Origin of the sequence: Acidovorax sp. Root402 (genome assembly GCF_001425125.1) — a bacterium.
GTDB lineage: Bacteria > Pseudomonadota > Gammaproteobacteria > Burkholderiales > Burkholderiaceae_C > Acidovorax > Acidovorax delafieldii.
Genome location: NZ_LMDQ01000018.1, coordinates 409,313 through 433,645 on the forward strand (window position 1 = coordinate 409,313; position 24,333 = coordinate 433,645).

The following is a 24,333-nucleotide window of genomic DNA, read 5'->3' on the forward strand; positions in this document are numbered from 1 at the left end:
CGAACCACCGTGGGGTGCCTACAGTTCCACCATCGATACATCCCTTGATCCACAACTTCTTTCAGGACGCTGCCATGACCACAGACACCACTCTCGCCCAACCCCTGCTGAACAAGCTGCAATGGCGCTACGCCGCCAAGAAGATGAACCCCGCCAAGAAGGTGCCGCAAGAGAAGGTGGAGCGCATTCTTGAAGCCGCCCGCCTGGCGCCCACCTCCAGCGGCCTGCAGCCGTTCGAGATCATCGTGGTGACCGACCCTGCTGTGCGCGCCAAGATCCAGCCCATCGCCTGGAACCAGGCCCAGATCACCGACGGCTCGCACCTGCTGGTGTTTGCGGCCTGGGACAACTACACGGCCGACCGCATCAACATGATGTTCGACCTGACCAATGACCAGCGTGGCTTCAAGAACGAAGGCTGGGAAAACTACCGCCAGATGCTGCTCAGCAGCTACCCCCAGCGCGATGCCGAAGTGAACTTCCAGCACGCAGCCCGCCAGGCCTACATCGGCATGAGTGCAGCCCTGATCGCTGCGGCCTTTGAAGAAGTGGACTCGACGCCCATGGAAGGCTTCGACCCCAACGCGCTGGATGAAATCCTGGGCCTGCGGGCACGCGGCCTGCGCAGCGTCGCCATCTTGCCGCTGGGCTACCGCGCCGACGAAGGCGACTGGCTGGTGAACCTGAAGAAGGTGCGCCGCCCCCGCGAGCAGTTCGTGACCGAAGTCTGAGGATCTCCTCCTCAGGCACAAAAAAGGCTGGACAGTGGTACAGCCTTTTTTGCGTTGGGAGCCTCAGCGTGTGGCGGGCGCTGCGTCCGTCACGCGGCGCATGGGTGTGAGCACAAAAGCCAGTGCCGCCAGCACCACCAGCGTTCCGCCGCTGGCCGCGAACAGCTGGGTGAGTGTGATGCTCTTCATCACCCAGCCCGTCACGGCGGCAGAGATCGGCGCCAGGCCCATGAAGATGAACATGAAGAGGCTCATCGCGCGGCCCAGCAGGGCGGGGGGGACCCGGTGCTGGATCCAGGTGAACACGCTCACCTGCATGAAGCCGCCGAGCAGTCCGATGACCAGCATCAGCACTGCGCCTTGCCACACGGCGGTGATCAGACCCAGCGGCATGAACAGCGCGCCAATGATGGCGTCGAACGCAAGAATGGTCATGCCCAGGCTGCCGAACCGCAGCCGGGGCACCATGCCCGACACCACCATGCCCAGCAGCGTGCCCGCGCCGTGGGCGCCCACGATGATGCCGAAGGCGGCGGCACCGAGCTGCGGGCTGCTGCTGGCCAGCACCGGAATGGCGATGTGGATGGGTCCCATGATGAACAGGGCAATGGCGCTCCAGTACAAAAAGCAGGTGCGCAGCTCGCTGTCACGCCAGAAGTGACCGAGGCCCTGCGCCACCGAAGCGAGCACCGCCTGTGGCGCGGCCGTGGGGGCGGAAAGGTCCGCAAGGCCCGCACGCGTCTGCACCTTGGACAGCGTCCAGGCCGACACGGCGAAGCTCAGCGCATCCAGCGCGAAGGCGATGCCGATGCCAGTGGCGTTGGCGTGTGCTGGCGCATCCGCAGCGGTGTGGGCCGCGCCACCGGCGCCAAACAGTGCAATCAACAGCCCCGCGAGCAAGGGCCCCAGGAACATCGTCAGCTGCCGCAGGCCCAGGCTGATGCCGTTGGCGGCCTGCAGCTGGGGGCGTGCCACCACCGACGGCATCATGGCCGTGCCCGCCGGAATGCTGAAGGCCGTGGCGAGCCCAATGCCCAGCGACAGCGCGTACACCATCCACAACGACAGCGTGCCCGCAAACACCAGCCCCGCCAGCGCGGCCAGCAGCACCAGGTTGACGTATTTGGTGATCATCAGCACCTGCTTGGGCGAATGGCGGTCTACCAGCGCGCCGCCGATCAGGATGAACAAGGCGCGCGGTACGCTGATGAGGGCCAGCACGGTGCCCAGCACCAGCGTGTCGCCGGTCATCTGCAGCACCAGCCAGGGCAGTGCGATCAGCGTGAACTGGTCGCCCAGCATGGACAGGGCCGAGCCGCCAATCATCCAGCGGAAGTTGGGGTCCTGCAGCAGCGCGGCGCGCGGGTCTGTGGGTGGGATTGCAGGGCCTGCGCCGGATGGCTGGGCAGGACGGGGTGAGGTGTCAGGTCGCATGAACGAGGTCTCCCAAAGAATGACGGGTGTGCGTGCGCCCCGTGAGCAAGCGGCCCACAGCAGTAAAACGCACGCAAAGGTGGTAACTGGCCAGGCACAGGGCGGTCGTGGCCAGCACATTGATCAGCATCTTGGCCAGGGCTGGAACGGGCAGGCCGTACAGCAGCGCACCCAGGCCCATCGTGAGTGGCAGGTGCACCAAGTACACCCAGTACGAGCTGTCGGCCAGGTATGCCAGCCAGGCGCGGGGCTGGCCGACATGGCGCAGAAACAGCCCGATCAGCGCAAAGCTCCAGAGCCACGACGCGCTGTTGTAGGCCAGGGCCATCCAGAACTGCAGGTGGCGCGTGGCCGATACGGGCGCGGCCAGCAGATCGGTAAACGCCCCGGTGACCAGCACCAGCACAAAGGCCGATGCTTCGGGCTGAGCCAGCACTTCCGAAAGCAGTGCAGTGACCAGAAAGCCCACCAGCCCCAAGCCGGCCAGCGCAGGCCAGTGCCGTTCGTAGCGCGCCATGAGCGCCTTGCGGTGCACGTGCAGGCACAGGCCAAAGCCGTAGAACAGCCCGTTGTGTATCCATTCCGCCAGCGGTGGCAGGAAGGACCCGCTGGGCGTGACGATGCCGTGGTCGTAGCCCGCGCCAATCCACGCCAGGGGCAGCGTGAGCATCAGCAGGCCCGCAGGTGTGCCGCCGAGCCAGAGGGCACCGCGTTGCAGGGCCTGCTGCAGCCCTGCGGGCAATGCGCGTACCGCCCTCCATGCCACGGGCGTCAGCAGCGCCAGCCACAGCAGCATCCACAAGAACCACAGGTGCATGGTGGCTGGGCCCTGGGGCACGTTGGGGCCTCGGGGCAGCAGGCTGCGGTCTACACCCCAGGTGCCATAGGCCATGCGGTGCAGAAACATCAGCCCGAGTAGCGCACAGGCCACGAACAGCGGCGGCCAGAACAGCGCAAAAGGCAGACCGAGACGGCGCAGGCGGTTGCGCACCATGCCAGCCAGCCCCTGGCGTTGGACCAGCGCCGCTACAAAGAACCCGGCGAGGATGAAAAACAAGGGCATGCGAAAGGCATGGATCACCGCCACCAGCAGGTCTGCCAGGGGGCTGGACCGGTCGTCGTGCCAGGGCAGAGGCGATGGCCGGCTCATGTAGAGCACCGAGACATGCAGCACGATGCCCAGCCACATCATGGTGGCGCGCAGGTTGTCCAGGGCGTGCAACCGCCGGGTGGGAGCGGAGGGGCTGGAAGAGGGTGTCGATTCATTCATGGGGACCGACTGTGGGGCCTCACGTTGCGTGAGGGTCAAGCACTTTCCAGTGGTTTTTTTGCAGACGGTGTGAGTGTCTCAGCGGCGCGCAGCGACTGTCGCAGCCATGGCGGGAGAGGGTGTGGCCAGCGCGAGCGCCGCCTGCAGGTAGGCGCGCACGGGCGCGCTCAGCGGCGAGCCCGCCTGCAGCAGCGGCTCGTTGGCCGACGCTGTGAGCAGCTTCTGGCGCAATTGCGCATCGCCGCGGGTCAACTGGTCGAACAGCGTGTTCCAGCGCAGGGCCGCGGCCCCTGCGTCGGTGTGGTTCGTGGGGATTTGGCGGTCCAGCAACTGTTGCACGTCACGTTCCAGTGCCGCCCACGCGGTGTGCGGCACATGGCCCAGCGTGCGCAGGTCGTCGCGGGTCAGGTACTTCTCCAGCAGCGCCAGCCGCAGCTTGATGGCGGTTTCCACGTATTCGATCATGTCGCCGGGCGGTGCGTGGTTGCGCCCCTGCGCGCTGGGCTCGGTGCGAAACATGTGGCCCCAGCGGTCCAGCAGGTCCAGGTCGCCCCCCATCCAGTGCAGCATCAGCGCCATCCAGCGGTAGGCCAGTGCCTGCACCTCGGGCGCATCGGGAGGTAGCTGGCGGTCCATGGCGCTGCGCACCAGGTCTTTGACAACGAGCCAGTCGGCCTCGATCAGGCTCCAGTTGGTGAAGATCTGCTTGAGTTCGGTGGTGCTGAAGTATTTGCCGTAGGTGGTCATCAGCGCCAGCGCCTCGAGCCAGTTGCCCATGTCGGGCTCAGCACCCGCCATGAGGCCGTCGCGCAGCATGGTCAGGCGCCCGCGCAGTTCTGTGGCCTGCGTGATCTGCTGGTCCAGCGCCCGGATCTGCTGGCCAATGATGCGCTGGGGCGCCACCCCTTCGCCCGCCAGCAGCTCGGCAATGTCGCTGAGCGCCAGGCCCATCTGGCGCATGGTCTGGATGCCATGCAGCCGCTGCACGTCGGCCTGGCTGTACAGGCGGTACCCCGCGTCTGACCGGCCCGAGGGTTTGAGCAGCCCCACCTCGTCATAGTGGTGCAATGTGCGCACCGTGAGGCCGGTGCGCCGCGCGAGGTCACCGACCTTCAGCAGCATGGGGTCAGCGGCCCACGGAGATCAGCTCGATCTCGAAATTCAGCGTGGCGTTAGGGGGAATGACGCCACCCGCGCCCCGGGCACCGTAGGCAATGCCGGGGGGGCAAGTCAGCTTGGCCTTGCCGCCCGGCTTCATGCGCTGCACGCCTTCGGTCCAGCAAGGGATCACGCCATTGAGTGGGAACGAGGTGGGTTCGCCGCGTTTGTAGGAGCTGTCGAACTCCTTGCCGTCGAGGAACGTGCCCTTGTAATGCACCTTGACCGTGTCGGTGGCCTTGGGCGATTCGCCCGTGCCGTCTTTGAGCGATTCATAGACCAGGCCGCTGGCCGTGGTGACGGGTTTGGAGGTCTGGGCCATGGCGGCGGGAGCCATCACGGCGGTGGCGAGCAGAAGGCACAAGAGGTTTCGCAAAGGAGGCTCCTAAAAGGGTGAATCACAACGCAGCCCGCGATCTTATGCGTGTTCCAGCACCTGCCTGTACGGGCCTCCAACGAAAAAAGCCCTGGGCGAGCGGGCTCCAGGGCTTGCAAGAGCAATGGCGGTGGCGGCAGACCGTGCCGCCGTGGCCTTCGCTGCAGGGTCAGGCGTAGTCGCTCACCGGGATGCAGCTGCAGCTCAGGTTGCGGTCACCCCACACGTTGTCCACGCGGCCCACTGGCGACCAGTATTTGTTGCTGCGCAGCGCAGCCACGGGGTAGGCAGCTGCCTCGCGGGTGTAGGGGCGGTTCCACTCGCCACACAGCAGGCTTTCTGCGGTGTGCGGGGCGTTCTTGAGCGGGTTGTTGTCCTGCGGCAGCTTGCCTGCTTCGATCTGGCGGATTTCTTCGCGGATGGCGATCATCGCGTCGATGAAGCGGTCCAGCTCGGACAGGGTCTCGCTCTCGGTAGGCTCCACCATCAGCGTGTTGGGCACCGGGAAGCTCAGCGTGGGCGCGTGGAAGCCGTAGTCAATCAGGCGCTTGGCCACGTCTTCGGCCATCACGCCGCTGGTGTCCTTCAGGCTGCGCAGGTCCAGGATGCACTCGTGTGCCACATGGCCGTTCGCGCTCGCGTACAGCGTGGGGTAGTGGTCCTTGAGGCGTGCGCTGATGTAGTTGGCGCTCAGGATGGCGGTCTCGGTAGCGGCCTGCAGGCCTTCGGCGCCCATCATGCGGATGTACATCCAGCTGATGGGCAGCACGGCTGCGTTGCCCAGCGGCGCGGCGCTGACAGCACCCACGCCACCAGGCACGCCCGCCGTGGCATGGCCCGGCAGGAAGGGCACCAGGTCCTGCACCACGCACACGGGGCCCACGCCGGGGCCGCCACCGCCGTGGGGAATGCAGAAGGTCTTGTGCAGGTTCAGGTGGCTCACGTCACCGCCAAACTCGCCGGGGGCCGCCACGCCCACCAGGGCGTTCATGTTGGCACCGTCCACGTACACACGGCCGCCATGGCTGTGCACCAGGGCGCACAGCTCTTTGACGCTGGTCTCGAACACGCCGTGCGTGCTGGGGTAGGTGATCATCACGGCGGCCAGGTTGGCGCTGTGCTGTTCGCACTTGGCTTTCAGGTCCACCAGGTCCACGTTGCCGTTGGCATCGCAGGCGGTCACCACCACTTGCATGCCCACCATCTGGGCACTGGCGGGGTTGGTACCGTGGGCACTGCTGGGGATCAGGCAGATATTGCGGTGGCCTTCGCCACGCGATTCGTGGTACCCCTTGATGGCCAGCAGGCCGGCGTATTCGCCTTGCGAGCCTGCGTTGGGTTGCAGGCTGATGCCTGCATAGCCCGTGGCCTGGCACAGCCAGGCGCGCAGTTGCTCGTCCAGCTGCTTGTAGCCCTGTTGCTGGTCTGCGGGGGCGAAGGGGTGCACGTTGGCAAACTCAGGCCAGGTGATGGGGATCATCTCGCTGGTGGCGTTGAGCTTCATGGTGCACGAGCCCAGCGGGATCATGCTGCGGTCCAGTGCCAGGTCCTTGTCGGAGAGCTGGCGGATGTAGCGCAGCATGCCGGTTTCGGAATGGTGGGTGTTGAAGACGGGGTGTGTGAGGTAGCTGCTGGTGCGGCGCAGCTCGGTGGGGATCAGCGGTTCCACGCCCTTTTCAAACGCATCGAAGGTGGGGAGCGCCTGGCCGTCCTTGGCGAAGATCTTCCACAGCAGCTCGATGTCGGCGCGTGTGGTGGTCTCGTCCAGCGAGATACACAGGTACTCCTCAAAGTAAATCCGCAGGTTTGCGCCCAGGCTGATTGCCTTGGTTGCTATGGATTGTGTAGCGCCCTGGGTGTGCAGGCTCACGGTGTCGAACGTGGCCTGTGCACGCACAGGCGCACCCAGCTGCTGCAGCCCTTGCGTGAGGATGGCGGTGTAGCTGGCCACACGCTGTGCGATGCGCTTGAGTCCTTCGGGGCCGTGGTACACGGCATACATGCTGGCGATCACGGCGGGCAGCACCTGGGCCGTACAGATGTTGGATGTGGCCTTTTCGCGGCGGATGTGCTGTTCGCGGGTTTGCAACGCCAGCCGGTAGGCAGGTTTGCCATGCACGTCCACGCTCACACCCACCAGGCGGCCGGGCAGGCTGCGCTTGTATTCGTCGCGGCAGGCCATGAAGGCAGCGTGGGGGCCACCGGCGCCCATGGGCATGCCAAAGCGCTGGGTGGTGCCCACCACGATGTCGGCACCTTGTTCACCCGGTGGGGTGATGAGCGTGAGGGCCAGCAGGTCGGCCGCCACGATGAAGGCGGCCTGCTTGGCATGCGCTTTTTCCACGTCGGCGCGCAGGTCGTCAATGCGGCCGCTGGTGGCGGGGTACTGGGCCAGCACGGCAAAGTAATCGCCGTCCAGCAGGGTGTTCCATTCCTCGGCCGAATTGGCCAGGCGCACTTCCAGGCCCAGGGGCTTGGCGCGGGTCTGGATGACTTCGATGGTTTGCGGGTGCGCGTCGCCTGCCACCACAAACACGTTGCTCTTGCTCTTGACCGAGCGCTTCGCCAGCGTCATGGCTTCGGCGGCGGCGGTGGCTTCGTCCAGCATGGATGCGTTGGCAATCGGCATGCCCGTCAGGTCGCACACCATGGTCTGGAAGTTGACCAGAGCCTCCATGCGGCCTTGGGAGATTTCGGCCTGGTAGGGCGTGTAGGCGGTGTACCAGGCGGGGTTCTCCAGAATGTTGCGCAGGATGACGCCAGGCGTATGCGTGCCGTAGTAGCCCTGGCCGATGAAGCTCTTGAGCAGCTGATTCTTGCCCGCGATGGCCTTGAGTTCTGCCAATGCGGCCGCTTCGGTGAGCGGCGCAGGCAGGTCCATGCCCCGGCTGCGTGCAATGGAGCGCGGCACGATGGATTCGATGAGTGCACGGCGCGAGGCCTCGCCGATCACCGACAGCATGTGCGCTTCGTCGGCCGCGTCGATGCCGATGTGGCGGGGCAGGAATTCGGTGGCGTTTTCAAGCGCGCCAAGGGGGGTGGCGGATTGCATCAGCATGGGGCAGTCTCGTAGGTCGCAGCGGGTTGGGGACGTTGCCGGGGATGAGGCTCGCACCCAGCAGGGCGGCGTGCCGGGCATGGCCCGGCGCCATGCCCTCTCAGTCGGCAGGGATCAGGCGTTCTTGGCGAACTCGGTGTATGTGGCTTCGTCCAGCAAAGCGTCGAGCTGGCTCGCGTCGGCCAGCTTGACCTTGAAGAACCAGCCAGCGCCCAGTGGGTCGCTGTTGGCCAGCGACGGGTCGGCGCGCAGGGCTTCGTTCACTTCCACCACTTCGCCGGTGACGGGCATGTACACATCGGCGGCGGCCTTCACGGATTCGACGACGCCGGCCACTTCGCCCTGGGCAAAGCTCTTGCCCACTTCGGGCAGGTCCACAAACACCACGTCGCCCAGCGCGTCTTGCGCGTGGACGGTGATACCCACCACCGAGGCGTTGGCATCAGCGGCGTTGATCCACTCGTGGTCTTTGGAGAATTTGATCGTCATGGGAAGCTCCTCAAGCAAAGGAAAAAAGTAAAGGAATCTGCAATGTAAGCGGGTGCGGGCGCAGTCCGGTCGATGCGTCTGGCGAAATCAGCCGCGGTAGTAGTTGGCGGGAACAAACGGCATGGCGCGCACTTCCATGGGCACCACCTTGCCGCGCACGATGGCGTTGACGCGGGTGCCGATGGCTGCAAAGGCGGGCGTGACGTACCCCATCGCCACGGGTTCGTTCACGGTGGGCCCCAGCAGGCCGCTGGTGACCTCGCCAATCTTTTGGCCGTCCGTGCTTTGCAGTTCGGTGTGTTCGCGCACCGGCACACGCTCCAGCGCCACCAGGCCCACGCGCTTGGCGGAAAGGCTGGCAGGGTTGTCGATTTGCGCCAGCACCTTGTCGGCGCCCGGGAAGCCACCCGCACGCACGCCGCCGGTGCGGCGGACCTTCTGGATCGCCCAGTTCAGTGCGGCCTCGGATGGCGTGGTGCTGGTGTCGATGTCATTGCCATACAGGCACAAGCCAGCCTCCAGGCGCAGCGAGTTGCGAGCGCCCAGGCCGATGGGCTTGACCTCGGGCTGGGCCAGCAGGGCGCGGGCGAGCGTTTCGGCCTGCGCGGCGGGCACGGAGATTTCAAAACCGTCCTCGCCGGTGTAGCCGCTGCGGGTCACAAAGCAGTCGCAGCCAGCAATGTTGAATGCTCCACCGGTCATGAACACCAGCTTCTCCACGCCGGGCGCGAGGCGGGTGAGGGCGACGGCGGCCTGTGGGCCCTGCAGCGCCAGCAGGGCGTGGTCCGGCATGGGCACCACCTTGCAGCGCTGGCCAATGCGGGTTTGGATATGGGCAATGTCGCCGACCTTGCAGGCGCCGTTGACGATGACAAACAGGGTGGGTTCGCCATCCACCACGCCCTGGTTGAAGAACATCAGGTCGTCGATGATGGTCCCCTCATCGGTGAGCAGCAGGCCGTAGCGCTGTTTGCCCACGGGCAGGTCGATCACGTCCACGGGCACCAGGGTTTCAAACGCCGCAGCAGCGTCGGCGCCGACAAGCTTGAGCTGGCCCATGTGCGACACGTCAAACAGGCCGGCTGCGGTGCGGGTGTGCACATGCTCGGCCATCAGGCCTGCGGGGTACTGCACGGGCATGGAATAGCCTGCAAAAGGCACCATGCGGGCACCCAGCTCGATGTGCAGGGCGTTCAGGGGCGTGGTGAGCAGGGGGGCGGTGGCTGACATGGCGGACTCCGGGGCAAATGGGGGCCGTGACCATCAACGTGGTCACGGGATTTGCCCTGCTGTCCGCTTTACCTGAGAGATTCACCGCAGCGCCCTGGCTGGCCGTGCGGTTTGCTCCTTCGGTGGATGGCCTGCACACAGTTTTACTGTGGGGTCATCTCTCTCCAGCAAGGGAACGCCCGCATCGCTGCGGGCGGTTGTCAGTCCTTTTGCCTGAGCGTTCGGCGGGTGCCTGCGCCTTCGGCGGTGCTGCGCGTCCTGAGGACAAGACGGAGCACTCTCTCCTGACCCGGCAATTCTAACTACTTTGCGTAGACCAGATCCCGAAGTGCCAGCGAGATCGATGGCACATAGGTGATGATCATCAGGCACACCAGAATCACTCCGACAAAGGGAAGCAGGTGCTTGATGATCCGGTCCAGAGAGATTCTGGCCACCGTGCAGGCTGCGAACAGGTTCACTCCAAAAGGCGGCGTGATCATTCCAAGTGCCAGGTTCACCACCATGATGAGACCGAAGTGCACAGGATCAATACCGAAGTGCATGGCCACGGGCGCCAAGATGGGGGCCAGCACAATGATCGCCGCGCTGGTCTCGATGAACATGCCAATCACGAACAGCGCAGCGTTCACGCCCAGCAGGAAGAGGGCGGGGGACTGCAGCACGGCCTCCAGCCACCTGCCAATCGCGTCTGGCACGCCAGCCCGCGTGATGAGGAACGCAAACAGCCCCGCGTTGGCAATGATGAACATGATCACTGCCGATGAGATGGCCGACTTGCGCAGGATGGCGAACAGGTCCTTGAGCTTGATCTCGCGGTAGATGACGATGCCGACAACCAGTGCGTAGAACACGGCGACGGCAGATGCCTCGGTGGGGGTGAACACACCGCCATAGATGCCGCCGAGGATGATCACGGGCATCAGCAATGCCCAGCCCGCCTGCAGCGTGGCTTTGCCAAAGGGCATGCGCCCATCGCCGTCGTTTTTGCCCCAGCCCTTGTACTTGCAGTACAGCCAGACAAACAGCATCAGTGCACCGCTGATCAGCAGCCCGGGGCCGAAGCCCGCGATGAACAGCTCACCAATCGACACCTCGGCACTCACGCCGTACAGGATCATCGGGATGGAAGGCGGGATGATCACGCCCAGCTCGGCACTGGTGGCCTGTAGAGCAGCGGCGTAACTCGTGGGGTAGCCGTGCTTGATGAGCGCAGGAATCAGGATGGCGCCAATCGCAAACGTGGTGGCGACCGACGAGCCCGAAACGGCCGCAAAGATCATGCAGGTCAGCACACAGGTCATGGGCAGGCCGCCCTGCACGCCGCCGACGATGCTCTTGGCAAACTCCACCAGACGGCGCGAGATGCCGCCAGTTTCCATCAGGTTGCCCGCGAGGATAAAGAAGGGGATGGCGGCCAAAGGAAACTTGTTGATGGCTCCGAACATCTCCTTGACGGAGATGAGCATGTTCGCATTGGAGGCCTGGATGCCCAGGATGGAAGCCAAACCGATGGACACAGCCACTGAGACGGTGAGTGCAAAGCACAGCACCATCGTTGAAATCATGACCAAACTCATTGAGCAGTCTCCAGTTCCATACGCAGGGGATCAATGAGGTTGCCGATGATGCCGACCACACAAAAAAGGCCACCCACAGGCATGGCGAGGTAAGCCCAGAACATGGACACGGATTCCAGCCCGGCCATGCTTTGCACGCCGCCCCGGCGTGCATAGTCCCAGCCATACCAGATGATGATGCCGATGAGGACCAGGGCTGCCAGTGCGACCACCCAGTCCAGCACCCGTTTGATGCGCGGCGGACTCCAGCGGTACAGCACGTCCACACTCACCATCGCGCCCTGGCGAAACGCGGCCGGAATGGCCAGGAACACCATCCAGATCAGGCTGAAGCGGATGAGCACTTCGGTCCATTCAGCAGGCTGCTCCAGCACAAAGCGAGTCACGATCTGGAACATGCCCAGGGCCGAAGCCAGGGTCAGCATGGCGCAAGCGCCCAGCATGGCGATGAAGGTGGTCCATCGCTCAAAGGTAAGAAAAGCGTTTTTCATGGGGCGGTGCCAACCATGGGTAGGTGGGAGGTGATCAGAACCATCGATCGTTCAAGAATAAAAACGCCCGATAGCGCAATGGCTACGGGCGTTGTCGGCTACAAAGTTAATAGCAATGAACAGAATTATTTGACGTCGCGGATCTTGTCGATGGCAGCCTTGCCGAACTGCTTTTCAAACTCGGCGTTGACGGGGGCCAGTGCCGCCACAAACTTGGCCTTGTCCACGTTGTCGATCACTGTCATGCCCTTGGCGCGGAGGTCGGCCACGCCCTTGGCGTCGTCTTCATCCACGCGTGCACGGTTGGCCTTGGTGCCTTCCTTGGCGGCGTCAATGAAGGCCTGCTTGTCGGCCGCCGAGAGCTTGTCGAAAGCTGCCTTGTTCATCACGAAGATGCAGGGCGAATAGACGTGGCCGGTGAGCGTCAGGTGCTTTTGCACCTGATCGAACTTGGCCGAGATGATGACGGACAGCGGGTTCTCCTGACCGTCCACCGTGCCTTGTTGCAGCGCCGTGAACACTTCAGGGAAGGCCATGGGCGTGGTGATGATGCCAAAGCCCTTGTAAGCGGCGATGTGCACGGGGTTCTCCATCGTACGCATCTTCAGGCCCTTCAGGTCGCCGGGCTCTTTCACGTCGCGCTTGCTGTTGGTCATGTGGCGGAAGCCGTTCTCGGCCCATGCCAGCGCCTTGAAACCCTTGGCATCGAACTTGGACAGCAGGTCCTGGCCGATGGGTCCATCCAGCACCGCGCGTGCATGGGCCTTGTCGCGGAACAGGAAGGGGACATCCAGGATCTTGGTCTCAGGCACAAAGTTGGGCACTGGGCCTGTAGAACTGAACGCCAGCTCTTGTGTCCCCAGCTGCACCGCTTCAATCGACTCTCGCTCGCCACCCAGTGCACCGTTGTAGAAGGTCTGTACCTTGTAACGGCCCCCTGTGCGTTTTTCGACCTCTTTGGCAAACGTGTCGATGGCTACACCCTGGTGGGAGTTCTGGGCCGTCGAGATGCTGATGCGCATAGTGGTCTGCGCAGCAGCGGTGGCCACAAAGCCGAGCGCAAGGCTCAGTCCAACGACGAGTTTGGTCAATTGCATGGTGTCTCCTGTTGATGTTGGGGCAGGGGAACGGGGCACTTGGGCTCCTTGCAGAGCAACCCCTGGCCTCAGTCAAATTATGGCGGTGCAGCATGGCCGCAGGCATCCGGGTTTGTGCTGGTAAGCGTGCTTATCAACTGGTCAACCCCGCGTTTGCAGTTGCATTGGCGACACCTCTTTGGAATGGGGCGCCGAGGTTCGTACACAGGACGCATGCCGCCGACGGATGCAAGCGGCTATTCAATCTGGGGAGGCATCTGGAATGCCAAGGGCCCCGTGCTGGCGGTAACCAGCCGGGGCCTTGTCAATTTGTGCGCTCCGGTAAGAGCGCCTTGATGGAAGAAGTATGCGCCGGGTGTTGTAGATGAATTTGCTGAACTTGGTGCATTTCGCCGAATGTGCAGAATAATTTTCTGTATTCGCATGATTTGCTGAATAATCCGGCCGATGGATCGACTGGATAGAAAAATTCTCGCTGTCTTGCAGGCCAACGCTCGCGCCAGCCTGCAAGAGATAGGGCAGGCCGTGGGCTTGAGCCCGTCGCCCTGCTGGGGGCGCATCAAAAAGATGGAAGAGGCCGGTGTCATCCAGGGCTACACGGTGCGCATCAACCCCCAGTCGCTGGACCTGGCCGACACGGTGCTGGTGCAGGTCACGCTCGACAGCCACTCCGACAACACGCTCGAAAAGTTTGGCGAGACACTGGCCAGCATTCCCGAAGTGATCGAGGCGCACCTGGTCTCCGGTGACTACGACTACCTGCTGCGCATCGTCGTCAAGGACACCCGCGATTACGAGCGCCTGCTGCGCGAGAAGCTCTACAAGATCAAAGGCATACGGCACAGCCGCTCCAGCTTTGTGCTGCGGACCTTGAAGAAGGCAGACCTGCCCTTGTTCACCGGGTAGGCCGGTCATGTGGCGTGGCAAGACGCCGCAGATTCCTTGCAGAAAACTGGCAACGCACTTTTAGCAAGCGCCCCCACTGCGAGCAGTTCTGCGTTGTGTCCTTGAAATGCGACGGCACAATGGCTTTTACAGCGCGGTGTTTGCCGGAAAAAGGCATGTGGATTCCGACACCGCGCACCATCACAGTGCGCCCGTCTGGGCAGTGCGCAAAGCCGTTGGTACACAGGCACACCCAGCCCTTCCGAAAAACACCATGAACCTGCGTTTTGTCGAAGCCTTTTACTGGGTGGCCTCTCTCAAGAGCGTGACACGCGCCGCCGAGAAGCTTTTCCTGACCCAGTCCGCGATGTCCAGCCGCATCTCCGCACTCGAAGAGGAGCTGGGCGTGCTGTTGCTGGACCGGCGTGACAAGCACTTCAAACTCACGGTGGCCGGTGCCCGGTTCCTGGTGTACGCCAAGCGCATGCTGGAGCTACAGCGCCAGCTCAAGACCGAGATGGGATCAGGCGGCCCTTTGGAAGTATCGATTCGTCTGGGCGCCATCGAATCGGTACTGCACTCGTGGCTCATTCCGTGGGTGGAACAGCTGCGCAAGGACAACCCGTTGCTGGAGCTAGAGCTGACGGTCGAGACCACCCCCGTGTTGCTCGACCAGATCCGCCGCGGCACGCTGGATGCCGTTTTCGCAGCCCTGCCGGCGGCCGCGGATGGCATCCGCAGCCAGGCGGTGACGCCCATGGAGATGGTGTTTGTGGGCAACAGCAAAACGCACCGCAAGCGCCGCTATGCGCTGGAAGATTTTGCAGGCGCTGACATCCTGACTTTCCAACGTGGCTCGCAGCCACACGTGTCCCTGCTCGACACGCTGCGCCAGGCCCAGGTGGAGCCGCGTTGCGTGCACACCATCTCGTCGATTTCTGCGATGGTGCAGCTGGTGCAGGGCGGCTTTGGTGTGGCCACTTTGCCGCGCCTGGCAGTGCAGCGCCTGCTGGCGTTTCCAGACCTGCGTGCACTGGCTTGCGACACCGCACTGCGGCCGCTGCCCATCCATGTGAGCTACCGCGAAGACCCCTCGTCACCCGCCATGGAGGCCGTGGTGCGGTCGGCGCTGGACTTCATTGAACAGCAACAGCCCGCGCCAGCCCGCCGCCCTCGCAAGGGCTGAGCCTTTCGTCAAAAAGCTTCGGTGCACCCTGTCGGGTGTGCGCAGCGCATGCCATTTTTTCCTGCAATCCAAGGATTCGTTGGTGCCAGGGTTTACCCGTAAATTCCCTCCTAGGGTTTTCCCTCGGCACCAAGTTGGTTCGACTCTCCCCAATGAAGTGCATGGAAAAAATCGATGAGCTGATAGAAATTTTTTGAATTTGCCAGGGGCTATCACCGCCCAACACAATCTGCCCAACGTCATGCAATTGACATTTCTCAATGCAAGGAAAAACGGTGGACTTCGTTCAAGAAAATTCGCTCGCGGTGTTTGGTTCCGAAGGTGCCAGTAACCCGATCCATGTCCGTGACACCATCCGCAAGGGCCTGTGGACATCGCATACCAGTGGTCTCGCGGATGGCCATGTCCAGGGCAACGTGGTCATCCTCCCCGAGGTGCTTGCCAGTGACTTCCTCCGGTTCTGTCAACGCAACCCCAAGCCTTGCCCTGTGCTGGCGGTCAGCGAGCCCGGACAGTTCACCTTGCCTTCACTGGGCAAAGATATCGACATCCGCAGCGATGTGCCGCTCTATCGCATCTGGCGTCACGGTGAAATGTCGGAAGAGGTGGCGGACATCGCCAGCCTCTGGCGATCTGACTTGGTCACCTTCGTTCTCGGTTGCTCGTTCTCGTTCGAGTCCGCGTTGATCGAGGCAGGCATCCGCCTGCGCCATATTGACGAAGGAAAGAACGTGGCGATGTTCCGCACCAATGTGCAAACCGAGCCCGCTGGCCCCTTTGGTGGCGCCATGGTGGTGACCATGCGTCCCATGCCGGCAGCAGATGTGATTCGGGCTGTACAGGTCACCTCGCGGTTTCCCAATGTGCATGGCGCGCCTGTGCATATCGGTGACCCGGCACTCATCGGCATCGCCGATCTGGCCCATCCCGACTACGGGGATGCCGTGGCGCTGATGCCCGGTGAGATCCCTGTTTTCTGGGCCTGCGGCGTGACACCGCAATCGGCCATCCTCAATGCCCAGCCGGCCTTCTGCATCACCCACGCCCCGGGTTGCATGCTGGTCACCGATCTTCTTAACCACCAACTTGCCAGCTTCTAAGCGGCTTACCCCCAGGAGTCTCCCCATGAAAAAATTTGCACTGTGTATGACGGCTGTCCTCAGCGTGTGTGCGGCCCAGGCCCAGGTCAAGTGGGACCTGCCCACCGGCTACGGTGCTAACAGCTTCCAGACGCAAAACGTGCAGCAGTTCGCCGATGAAGTGGACAAGCTCACTGGCGGCAAGCTCAAGATCACCCTGCACCCCGGTGGTTCGCTGTACAAGGCCAACGAGATCAAGCGTGCGGTGCAGACCGGGCAGGTGCCTTCGGCAGAGTTCATCCTGTCGGGCGCCACCAACGAGAACCCGTTGTTTGGGGTGGACTCCATCCCCTTCCTGGCGACCACCTATGCAGAGTCCAAACGCCTGTACCTGGCCGCCAAGCCCGCGCAAGAGAAGCTGCTCGCCGCACAGGGCGTGAAGGTGCTGTTCTCGGTGCCATGGCCCGGCCAGTCGCTGTATTCGCTCAAGCCGGTGAGCACGCCCGCAGACTTTGCGGGCACCAAGATGCGCGCCTACAACCCTGCCACCACGCGCATTGCCCAGCTGCTCAAGGCGCAGCCCGTGACGATCCAGCTGTCGGAGCTGGGCCAGGCCCTGGCGACCAACACGGTGCAGAACTTTCTGACGTCGAGCGCCAGCGGCGTGGAGTCCAAGCTGTATGAGCAGGTCAAGTACTTCTACCCCGTCAGCGCGTGGCTGCCGCGCAATGCCACGGTGGTGAATCAGAAGGCCTTTGACGCCCTCGACAAGCCCCTGCAGGATGCCGTGCTCAAAGCCGCAGCTGCCGCCGAAGAACGCGGCTGGGCCACCAGCGAGCGTGTGGACAAGGAATTCATCAAGGAGCTGTCGGCCAAGGGCATGACAGTGGCCGAGCCCAGCGACACCATCAAGAAGGAGCTGGCGAGCATCGGCGAATCCATGACTGCCGACTGGGTGAAATCGGCCGGTGCCGAGGGGCAGGCCATCATCGACGCCTACCGCAAGAAGTAGTCACTTCTGAACATGTCTGAAGGCCCCCACGGGGCCGGGTAGCGCACCGCGCGCTACCCCCGCAATTTCATTACCGCTCCCCCTCTTTTTCAAGCGTTACAGGAGTACGCCATGGACAAGCTCGTCCGAAATTTCTACAGGCTGCTGATGCTGCTGTCCGGCCTGTCGATGCTGGCCGCGTTCGGCGCAGTCACGCTGGGCGTTTTTGCCCGCGAAGTCATCCACCTCAACATCGACGGACTCGACGCTTACGCGGGTTACGCCATTGCCGCCGCCTTGTTCTTTGCGCTGCCCAGCACGTTGCAAAACGGCGATCACATCCGCGTGACGCTCATCCTGGACAGGCTGCCCGCCCGCTGGCGCAGTGCCTTCGAGTGGTTCTGCCTGGTCAGTGCGCTGGTGTTGTCCGTGTACATCGCCTGCTATGCCGTGCGGTCGGTGTGGATCTCCTACATCACCCATGACATCTCGCCGGCAGCCGACGCCTCGCCGCTGTGGATTCCCCAGATCAGCATGGCCATGGGCTGTATTGGCTTTGCGCTGGCGTTTGCCCATGCGCTGGTGCTGCGCTTCCAGGGTGTGGCGTTCATGGCTGTGTCCGAAGCAGCCCGTTCCGAATAACCCGATCCAGGAGAACTCATCATGGACGTCATCATTGCTTTGGGTCTGATCGTGGTGCTGTTCGCAGTGCTCGGATCGGGCCTGTGGATCGGCCTGTCACTGCTGGCAGTGGCCTTGGTCGGCATGGAGTTTTTTACCAACCGCCCGGTGGGCGACAGCATGATGCTGACCATCTGGGGGTCTACCTCCAGCTGGACGCTGACGGCTCTTCCGCTGTTTTTGTGGATGGGCGAGATCCTTTTCCGCAGCAAGCTGTCAAGCAGCATGTTCAAGGGCCTGGCGCCGTGGCTGGAGCGCCTACCAGGCCGCCTTTTGCATGTGAATGTGGTGGGCTGCACCATCTTTGCCGCGATCTCGGGCTCATCGGCCGCTACCTGCGCCACCATCGGCAAGATCACGCTGCCTGAACTCAAGCAGCGAGGCTACCCCGAAGATATCTCCGTGGGCACGCTGGCTGGTGCGGGCACCCTGGGTCTGCTGATTCCGCCGTCGATCATCATGATCGTCTATGGCGTGGCGGCCAACGTTTCGATCTCCAAGCTGTTCCTGGCAGGGGTGATTCCGGGGCTGATGCTGGCTGCGCTGTTCATGGGCTACATCATCGTGTGGGCCCTGTTCAACAAAGACAAGGTGCCTGCGCCTGACGCCCGTCTCAGCTTTGTGCAAAAGCTGTATGCGTCCCGCCACCTGATTCCGGTCGTGTCGCTCATCGTCGTGGTGCTGGGCGCCATCTACAGCGGCATTGCCACCGCCACCGAAGCTGCGGCGCTCGGTGTGGCCGGGTCGTTGATCCTGGCCAAGATCGAGGGTTCGCTGAACTGGGAGCGTTTCAAGGAAGGGCTGGTCGCCGCCTGCCGCGTGTACTGCATGATCGGCCTCATCCTGGCGGGTGCCGCGTTCCTCACGCTGGCCATGGGCTTCATTGGCCTGCCACGGCACCTGGCCGAGTTCATCGGCGCGCTGCACCTGTCGCCCTTTGCGCTGATGCTGCTGCTCATCGTGTTCTTCATTGTGCTGGGCTGCTTCCTGGACGGCATCTCCATGGTGGTGCTGACCATCGCAGTGCTGCTGCCCACGGTGGAAGCTGCAGGCTTTGACCTGGTGTGGTTCGGCATCTTCATCGTGCTGGTGGTCGAGATGGCGCAGATCACGCCGCCTGTGGGCTTCAACCTCTTCGTGTTGCAGGGCATGACGCGGCGCGAAGTGACCTGGATCGCACGCACGGCGCTGCCTCTGTTCGCTCTGATGATTGTGGCCGTCGTGATGACGTACTTCGTGCCCGATGTCGTGCTCTGGCTGCCACGCCAGATGCAGGGCTGACCCCCAGCACCCACGCCTGAAACGTCCGCGCAGGAGTTCCCCATGAAAACTTTGGTGTTGTTGGCCGCGCTCGCCGTGGCCCCGGTGCTGCACGCCCAGACCCAGTGGAAGCTGGCCACGGGTTACCGCGCGGAGTCGTTTCATACCCGCAATCTCGTGCAGTTTGCGCAGGATGTGGAGCGTGCTTCGGCCGGTGCGTTGCGCATCGAGGTTCACGCCAACAACGCCTTGTTCAAGCTGAACGAGATCCCCCAGGCCGTGCAGGAGGGCAAGGCCCAGGCGGGAGAGACCATCATGACCAACCTGGTGCGGGACATCCCCATCGCCGGGGCGGATGCCGTGCCCTTTGTGGTGCGCAGCTATGCCGACGCGCGGCGCATGTGGGACGTGCAGCGGCCGTTGATCGAGTCGCACATGGCCAGCAAGGGGCTCAAAGCGTTGTACGCCGTGCCCTGGCCGCCGCAGGGGCTGTTCTCGATCAACCCCGTGCGCTCGTCCGCCGACTTCAAGGGCACGCGCATGCGCACCTACAACCCCGGGACCGTGCGCATTGCCGAACTGCTGGGCGCCACGCCCGTGGATGTGCCCATGGTGGAAGTCAACCAGGCTCTGTCGGCCGGCAAGCTCGATTCCATGATCACCTCAGCCCTCACCGGGGTCGAGAACCAGGTCTGGGGACAGATCAAGCAGTACTACGGCATCAACGCCTGGTTTCCCAAGAACATCGTGTTTGTGAATCAGCAGGCTTTTGACGCACTGCCTGCACCCGCACGCCAGGCGGTGACCAAGGCCGCCGCCGAGGCAGAGACGCGCGGCTGGGCCATGAGCGCTGCGGTGGCCGAAGAGTCGGTGACCGAGCTGCAGCGCAAGGGCATCAAGGTGGATCGTGCGCCAGCGGATTTTGATGCCGAACTCAAGCGCCTGGGCGAACGGTTCTCGCGCGAGTGGGTGCGCTCGGTGGGCAGCGAGGCCAACCAGATCTTCATCCCGTACTACACGCAGCGCTGAACTTTCCTGCACGTCTTTCAGGAGAAGCACCATGCACACGCCCTCGGACACCATCGAGATGTACCTGCGCGCCAAGGATCTCAATCGCCCGCACCTCATCGCGCAAGCCTTTGCCGGTGGCGCGCTGCTGCAGATGGAAATGCTCCAGGGCGACGGGCAGACCCCGGCATGCACCCTGGGCCGCGAGGCCATTGCCGAGACCCTGGTGCGCAACTTTGGCCGCGCCTATGAAAACGCCTACACCTTTTGCCTGACCGATCCCCCGGCACCGGCCTGCACAGACTTTCACTGCCTGTGGCTGTCTGCCATGACGGCCAAGGACAACCGCGCCGTGTGCGTGACTGGCGGCCAATACCACTGGCGATTTGCTCCCGGCAACCGCCTGGCGCAAGAGCTGCGCATCGTGATCGACACCATGCAGACCCTCCCGCCGGTAGACATCTTGCCCGTGATGGCCTGGGCCGCGTCCTTGGCGGGCCCCTGGTGCCCCGTCGAGCTGGCCCTTGCCTCCGCTCCCCCCATTCCTGCCGTGTGGCAGGTCATGCAAAGGCTGGCACCCGCCAGCGTTGCCATGGCCTAGCCACACCGCCACCACCTCTTTCAATTTTTTTTATCTCGGAGCCACTACACCATGACCACCATCACACCCCAAACGCACACCCTACGCTGGCAGTTCTGGATCGACCGGGGCGGTACCTTCACCGATATCGTGGCGAAGCGGCCCGATGGATCGCTGACCACCCACAAATTGTTGTCCGAGAACCCCGAGCAGTACAAGGACGCGGCCGTGGCAGGCATTCGTCACCTGCTGGGCCTGAAGCCTGGCGAGCCCGTCACGCCCGCGCTGGTGGAGTGCGTGAAGATGGGCACCACGGTGGCCACCAACGCGCTGCTGGAGCGCAAGGGCGAGCCCACGCTGCTGGTCACCACACGCGGCTTTCGCGATGCGTTGCGCATCGCGTACCAGAACCGCCCGCGCCTGTTTGACCGCCACATCCAGCTGCCCGAGCTGCTTTACACCGAAGTCATCGAGGCCCGCGAACGCATGGGCGCCCATGGCGATGTGTTGCAGAACCTTGACGAAGCCACCCTGCGGGGTGACCTGCTGGCGGCGTACGGGCGCGGGCTGCGCAGCGTGGCCATTGTGTTCATGCACGGCTATCGCTACACGCAACACGAGCAGGCGGCAAAGCGTGTTGCCAAGGAGGTCGGCTTCACGCAGATCAGCGCCTCGCATGAAACCAGCCCCATGATGAAGTTCGTGAGCCGGGGCGACACCACGGTGGTGGATGCCTACCTGTCTCCCATCCTGCGCCGCTACGTGGAGCAGGTGGCCAGCGAGATGCCGGGCGTCAAGCTGTTCTTCATGCAGTCCTCCGGTGGTCTTACCGACGCAGGCACCTTCCAGGGCAAGGACGCGATCCTCTCCGGCCCCGCAGGCGGCATTGTGGGCATGGCGCGCACGGCGGGCCTGGCCGGACACGAAAAGGTCATCGGCTTTGACATGGGCGGAACGTCCACCGATGTGAGCCACTACGCCGGTGCGTTCGAGCGCGAGTTTGAGACCCACGTGGCCGGTGTGCGCATGCGCGCCCCCATGATGAGCATCCACACGGTGGCGGCTGGCGGTGGCTCGGTGCTGGCCTACGACGGTGCTCGTTTTCGCGTCGGCCCTGAGAGCGCAGGCGCCAATCCAGGCCCGGTGAGCTACCGCCGCGGCGGCCCCCTGGCTGTGACCGATGCCAACGTGATGGTCGGCAAGGTGCAGCCCCGTTACTTCCCCAGTGTGTTCGGCCCCGCAGCCAACGAAACGCTGGACGCCGATGCGGTGCGCGCGCGATTTGAAGAAATTGCTTCGCAGACGCAGCGCAGGCCCGAAGAAGTGGCCGAAGGCTTCATCCAGATTGCCGTGCAGCAGATGGCGAACGCCATCAAGAAGATCAGCGTGGCGCGCGGTTACGACGTGACGCGCTACACCCTGCAGTGTTTTGGTGGCGCCGGTGGGCAGCATGCCTGCCTGGTGGCGGATGCCTTGGGCATGTCGCGCGTATTTGTACACCCGTTGGCTGGGGTGCTCAGCGCCTACGGCATGGGCCTGGCCGACCAGACCGTGATCCGCGAGCAGGCGGTGGAGATGCCGCTGGCGGCTGAATCCCTGCCACTGATCGCTGAGCGCCTGGATACGCTGGGTTCTGCCGCGCAGGCCGAGCTGGAGCGCCAACAGGTCAGTGCGAACCCGGTGCAGGTACGCCACAACGTGCATGTGCGCTACGAGGGCACCGACTCGGCTCTGGTGGTGCCTTTTGGCGACATGGCCAGCATCCAGACGGCCTTTGAGGCCGCCTACCGCCAGCGTTTTGCGTTCCTCATGGCGGGCAAGGGCCTGGTGGTGGAGGCTGTGTCGGTCGAAGCCATGATTGCCGGTGACGCCCCCGCCGAGCCGCGCCTGCCCGTGCACCCACACCGCAAGCACCCGCAGCGCGAGGTGGTCAAGATGTACTCGGGCGGCGCCTGGCACGATGCGGCCCTGGTGGTGCGCGAGGACCTGCACCCTGGCGACGTGATCCCCGGCCCGGCCATCATTGCCGAGAAGAACACCACCACCGTGGTGGAGCCCGGCTGGTCTGCGCGCCTGACCGACCTGGACCACCTGGTGCTGGACCGCGTCACCGCCCGCAAGGTGCAGTACGCCGCAGGCACCACGGTGGACCCGGTGCTGCTGGAGGTGTTCAACAACCTGTTCATGAACATCGCCGAGCAGATGGGGCTGCAGCTGCAGAACACGGCGTATTCGGTCAACATCAAGGAGCGTCTGGACTTCAGCTGCGCACTGTTCGATGCGGCCGGCAACCTGATTGCCAACGCGCCCCACATGCCCGTGCACCTTGGGTCCATGGGCGAGAGCATCAAGACCGTGATCCGCGAGAACGCGGGCAAGATGCACCCGGGCGACGTGTACATGCTCAACGACCCGTACCACGGCGGCACCCACCTGCCCGATGTGACAGTGATCACCCCGGTGTACGTGGCCGAGGGCAACGAGCCCACGTTTTATGTGGGAAGCCGGGGCCACCATGCGGACATTGGCGGCACCACGCCGGGGTCCATGCCACCGTTCTCCACGCGCATTGATGAAGAAGGTGTGCAGATCAACAACGTGAAGCTGGTGGACCGGGGCATCTTTCTGGAAGAGGAGGTGCGCACCCTGCTGGCCACGGGCGGCGGCACCACGCCATACCCCAGCCGCAACCCGCAGCAGAACCTGGCCGACCTGCGCGCACAGATCGCGGCGAACGAAAAAGGCGTGCAGGAGCTGTCGAAAATGGTGGACCAGTTTGGCCTGGATGTTGTGCAGGCCTACATGTGCCATGTGCAGGACAACGCCGAAGAGTCGGTGCGCCGTGTGATCACCCAGCTCAAGGACGGCAGCTTCACCCTGCCGCTGGACAACGGCGCGCAGATCAGCGTGTCGGTCAAGGTCAATGTGGCCGAGCGCAGCGCGGTCATCGACTTTGCAGGCACCAGCCCGCAGCAGATGAACAACTTCAACGCCCCGCGCGCAGTGTGCATGGCGGCCGTGCTGTATGTGTTCCGCACGCTGGTGGACGACGACATCCCGCTCAATGCCGGGTGCCTCAAGCCCCTGCAGGTGATCATTCCGCAAGGCTCCATGCTCAACCCCAACCCGCCGGCCTCGGTGGTGGCAGGCAATGTGGAGACCTCCACCTGCATCACCAATGCGCTGTTTGGCGCCCTGGGCGTGATGGCGGGCAGCCAGCCCACCATGAACAACTTCACCTTCGGCAATGCGCAGTACCAGTACTACGAAACCATTGCCGGTGGTAGCGGTGCGGGTGCGGTGCTGGACGCGTCGGGCCAGGCGGTGCGCGGCTTTGACGGCACCAGCGTGGTCCAGACCCATATGACCAACTCGCGCCTCACCGACCCCGAGGTGCTGGAGTTCCGCTTCCCGGTGGTGCTCGACAGCTACGAGATCCAGCGCGGCTCGGGCGGCGCAGGCCGCTGGGCGGGTGGCGATGGCGGCGTGCGGCGCGTGCGCTTCCTGGAGGCGATGACGGCCAGCATCTTGTCCAACGGGCGACTGAACCCCGCCTTTGGCATGGCGGGCGGCCAGCCCGGCAGGCCTGGTGCCAACCGCGTGCTGCGTGCCAACGGTCAGGTGGAGGAGCTGGGCCACATTGGCGCAGCGCTGATGGAGCCCGGCGATGTGTTCGAGATCGCCACCCCCGGCGGTGGTGGCTTTGGCGAATGTGTCACGTCCTGACGTGATGGCCCGCTGACCCCGGT

General features: G+C 63.8%; 20 protein-coding genes and 2 riboswitches. Of the genes, 10 read left to right on the top strand and 10 right to left on the bottom strand.

Features of this window, described 5'->3' with window-relative positions; translation table 11 throughout:
- Positions 1-74 precede the first annotated feature (74 nt).
- Positions 75-731: an NAD(P)H-dependent oxidoreductase gene (locus ASC83_RS22275; protein ID WP_056067837.1), complete on the top strand. Its 657-nt coding sequence runs from the start codon at positions 75-77 to the stop codon at positions 729-731.
- A gap of 63 nt (positions 732-794) precedes the next feature.
- On the opposite strand, the gene ASC83_RS22280 is transcribed toward ASC83_RS22275, so the two are convergent.
- The 10 genes from ASC83_RS22280 to ASC83_RS22325 all read right to left on the bottom strand — a co-directional run bounded on the left by ASC83_RS22280 (position 795) and on the right by ASC83_RS22325 (position 12,914).
- Positions 795-2,165 carry an MFS transporter gene (locus ASC83_RS22280; RefSeq protein WP_255356925.1) on the bottom strand — a complete coding sequence of 457 codons (1,371 nt, stop codon included), beginning with the start codon at positions 2,163-2,165 and terminating at the stop codon, positions 795-797.
- A complete protein-coding gene (locus tag ASC83_RS22285) occupies positions 2,155-3,435 on the bottom strand; it encodes an acyltransferase family protein (protein ID WP_056067681.1) in 1,281 nt (426 codons plus the stop codon). The genes ASC83_RS22280 and ASC83_RS22285 overlap by 11 nt, the downstream gene beginning before the upstream one ends.
- Positions 3,436-3,513: 78 nt before the next feature.
- Positions 3,514-4,557 carry a MerR family transcriptional regulator gene (locus tag ASC83_RS22290; RefSeq protein WP_056067682.1) on the bottom strand — a complete coding sequence of 348 codons (1,044 nt, stop codon included), beginning with the start codon at positions 4,555-4,557 and terminating at the stop codon, positions 3,514-3,516.
- 4 nt (positions 4,558-4,561) lie between these two features.
- The gene (locus tag ASC83_RS22295) at positions 4,562-4,969 is read right to left on the bottom strand and encodes an FKBP-type peptidyl-prolyl cis-trans isomerase (protein ID WP_056067685.1); all 408 of its coding nucleotides are present in this window, start codon (positions 4,967-4,969) and stop codon (positions 4,562-4,564) included.
- Between the two features lie 169 nt (positions 4,970-5,138).
- Positions 5,139-8,027: an aminomethyl-transferring glycine dehydrogenase gene (gcvP, locus tag ASC83_RS22300; protein ID WP_056067687.1), complete on the bottom strand. Its 2,889-nt coding sequence runs from the start codon at positions 8,025-8,027 to the stop codon at positions 5,139-5,141.
- 114 nt (positions 8,028-8,141) lie between these two features.
- Positions 8,142-8,516 carry a glycine cleavage system protein GcvH gene (gcvH, locus tag ASC83_RS22305; RefSeq protein ID WP_056067689.1) on the bottom strand — a complete coding sequence of 125 codons (375 nt, stop codon included), beginning with the start codon at positions 8,514-8,516 and terminating at the stop codon, positions 8,142-8,144.
- Between the two features lie 87 nt (positions 8,517-8,603).
- Positions 8,604-9,746, bottom strand: a complete 1,143-nt coding sequence (gene gcvT, locus ASC83_RS22310; RefSeq protein WP_056067691.1) for a glycine cleavage system aminomethyltransferase GcvT — start codon at positions 9,744-9,746, stop codon at positions 8,604-8,606.
- A 49-nt stretch (positions 9,747-9,795) separates the two neighbouring features.
- A riboswitch (glycine riboswitch) is annotated at positions 9,796-9,924 on the bottom strand.
- A gap of 13 nt (positions 9,925-9,937) precedes the next feature.
- Positions 9,938-10,043, bottom strand: a riboswitch (glycine riboswitch).
- Positions 10,044-10,048: 5 nt separating this feature from the next.
- A complete protein-coding gene (locus ASC83_RS22315) occupies positions 10,049-11,326 on the bottom strand; it encodes a TRAP transporter large permease (protein WP_056067693.1) in 1,278 nt (425 codons plus the stop codon).
- Positions 11,323-11,817, bottom strand: coding sequence for a TRAP transporter small permease (locus tag ASC83_RS22320; RefSeq protein ID WP_056067696.1), 495 nt, complete (start codon positions 11,815-11,817; stop codon positions 11,323-11,325). The genes ASC83_RS22315 and ASC83_RS22320 overlap by 4 nt, the downstream gene beginning before the upstream one ends.
- Positions 11,818-11,942: 125 nt before the next feature.
- Complete coding sequence (locus ASC83_RS22325) at positions 11,943-12,914, bottom strand: TRAP transporter substrate-binding protein (protein WP_056067699.1); 972 nt, start codon at positions 12,912-12,914, stop codon at positions 11,943-11,945.
- 447 nt (positions 12,915-13,361) lie between these two features.
- Here ASC83_RS22325 and ASC83_RS22330 point away from each other — a divergent pair, with 447 nt between their 5' ends.
- The 9 genes from ASC83_RS22330 (at position 13,362) to ASC83_RS22370 (ending at position 24,310) form a co-directional block, all read left to right on the top strand.
- Positions 13,362-13,820, top strand: coding sequence for an Lrp/AsnC family transcriptional regulator (locus ASC83_RS22330; RefSeq protein ID WP_056067700.1), 459 nt, complete (start codon positions 13,362-13,364; stop codon positions 13,818-13,820).
- Between the two features lie 253 nt (positions 13,821-14,073).
- The gene (locus tag ASC83_RS22335) at positions 14,074-14,985 is read left to right on the top strand and encodes a LysR family transcriptional regulator (RefSeq protein WP_056067702.1); all 912 of its coding nucleotides are present in this window, start codon (positions 14,074-14,076) and stop codon (positions 14,983-14,985) included.
- 305 nt (positions 14,986-15,290) lie between these two features.
- Positions 15,291-16,085 (top strand): putative hydro-lyase, encoded by a 795-nt coding sequence (locus ASC83_RS22340; protein ID WP_056067839.1) that lies wholly within the window; start codon positions 15,291-15,293, stop codon positions 16,083-16,085.
- Positions 16,086-16,110: 25 nt separating this feature from the next.
- The gene (locus ASC83_RS22345; RefSeq protein WP_056067704.1) at positions 16,111-17,076 is read left to right on the top strand and encodes a TRAP transporter substrate-binding protein; all 966 of its coding nucleotides are present in this window, start codon (positions 16,111-16,113) and stop codon (positions 17,074-17,076) included.
- Between the two features lie 111 nt (positions 17,077-17,187).
- Positions 17,188-17,697: a TRAP transporter small permease gene (locus tag ASC83_RS22350; protein WP_056067705.1), complete on the top strand. Its 510-nt coding sequence runs from the start codon at positions 17,188-17,190 to the stop codon at positions 17,695-17,697.
- Between the two features lie 21 nt (positions 17,698-17,718).
- Positions 17,719-19,017, top strand: coding sequence for a TRAP transporter large permease (locus ASC83_RS22355; protein WP_192421486.1), 1,299 nt, complete (start codon positions 17,719-17,721; stop codon positions 19,015-19,017).
- 42 nt (positions 19,018-19,059) lie between these two features.
- Entirely contained in the window at positions 19,060-20,025 is a 966-nt protein-coding gene (locus tag ASC83_RS22360) for a TRAP transporter substrate-binding protein (RefSeq protein WP_056067709.1), read from the top strand.
- Between the two features lie 31 nt (positions 20,026-20,056).
- On the top strand, positions 20,057-20,605 hold the full coding sequence (locus tag ASC83_RS22365; protein WP_056067712.1) for a hypothetical protein: 549 nt from the start codon (positions 20,057-20,059) through the stop codon (positions 20,603-20,605).
- 51 nt (positions 20,606-20,656) lie between these two features.
- Positions 20,657-24,310, top strand: a complete 3,654-nt coding sequence (locus tag ASC83_RS22370; protein ID WP_056067714.1) for a hydantoinase B/oxoprolinase family protein — start codon at positions 20,657-20,659, stop codon at positions 24,308-24,310.
- Positions 24,311-24,333 lie beyond the last annotated feature (23 nt).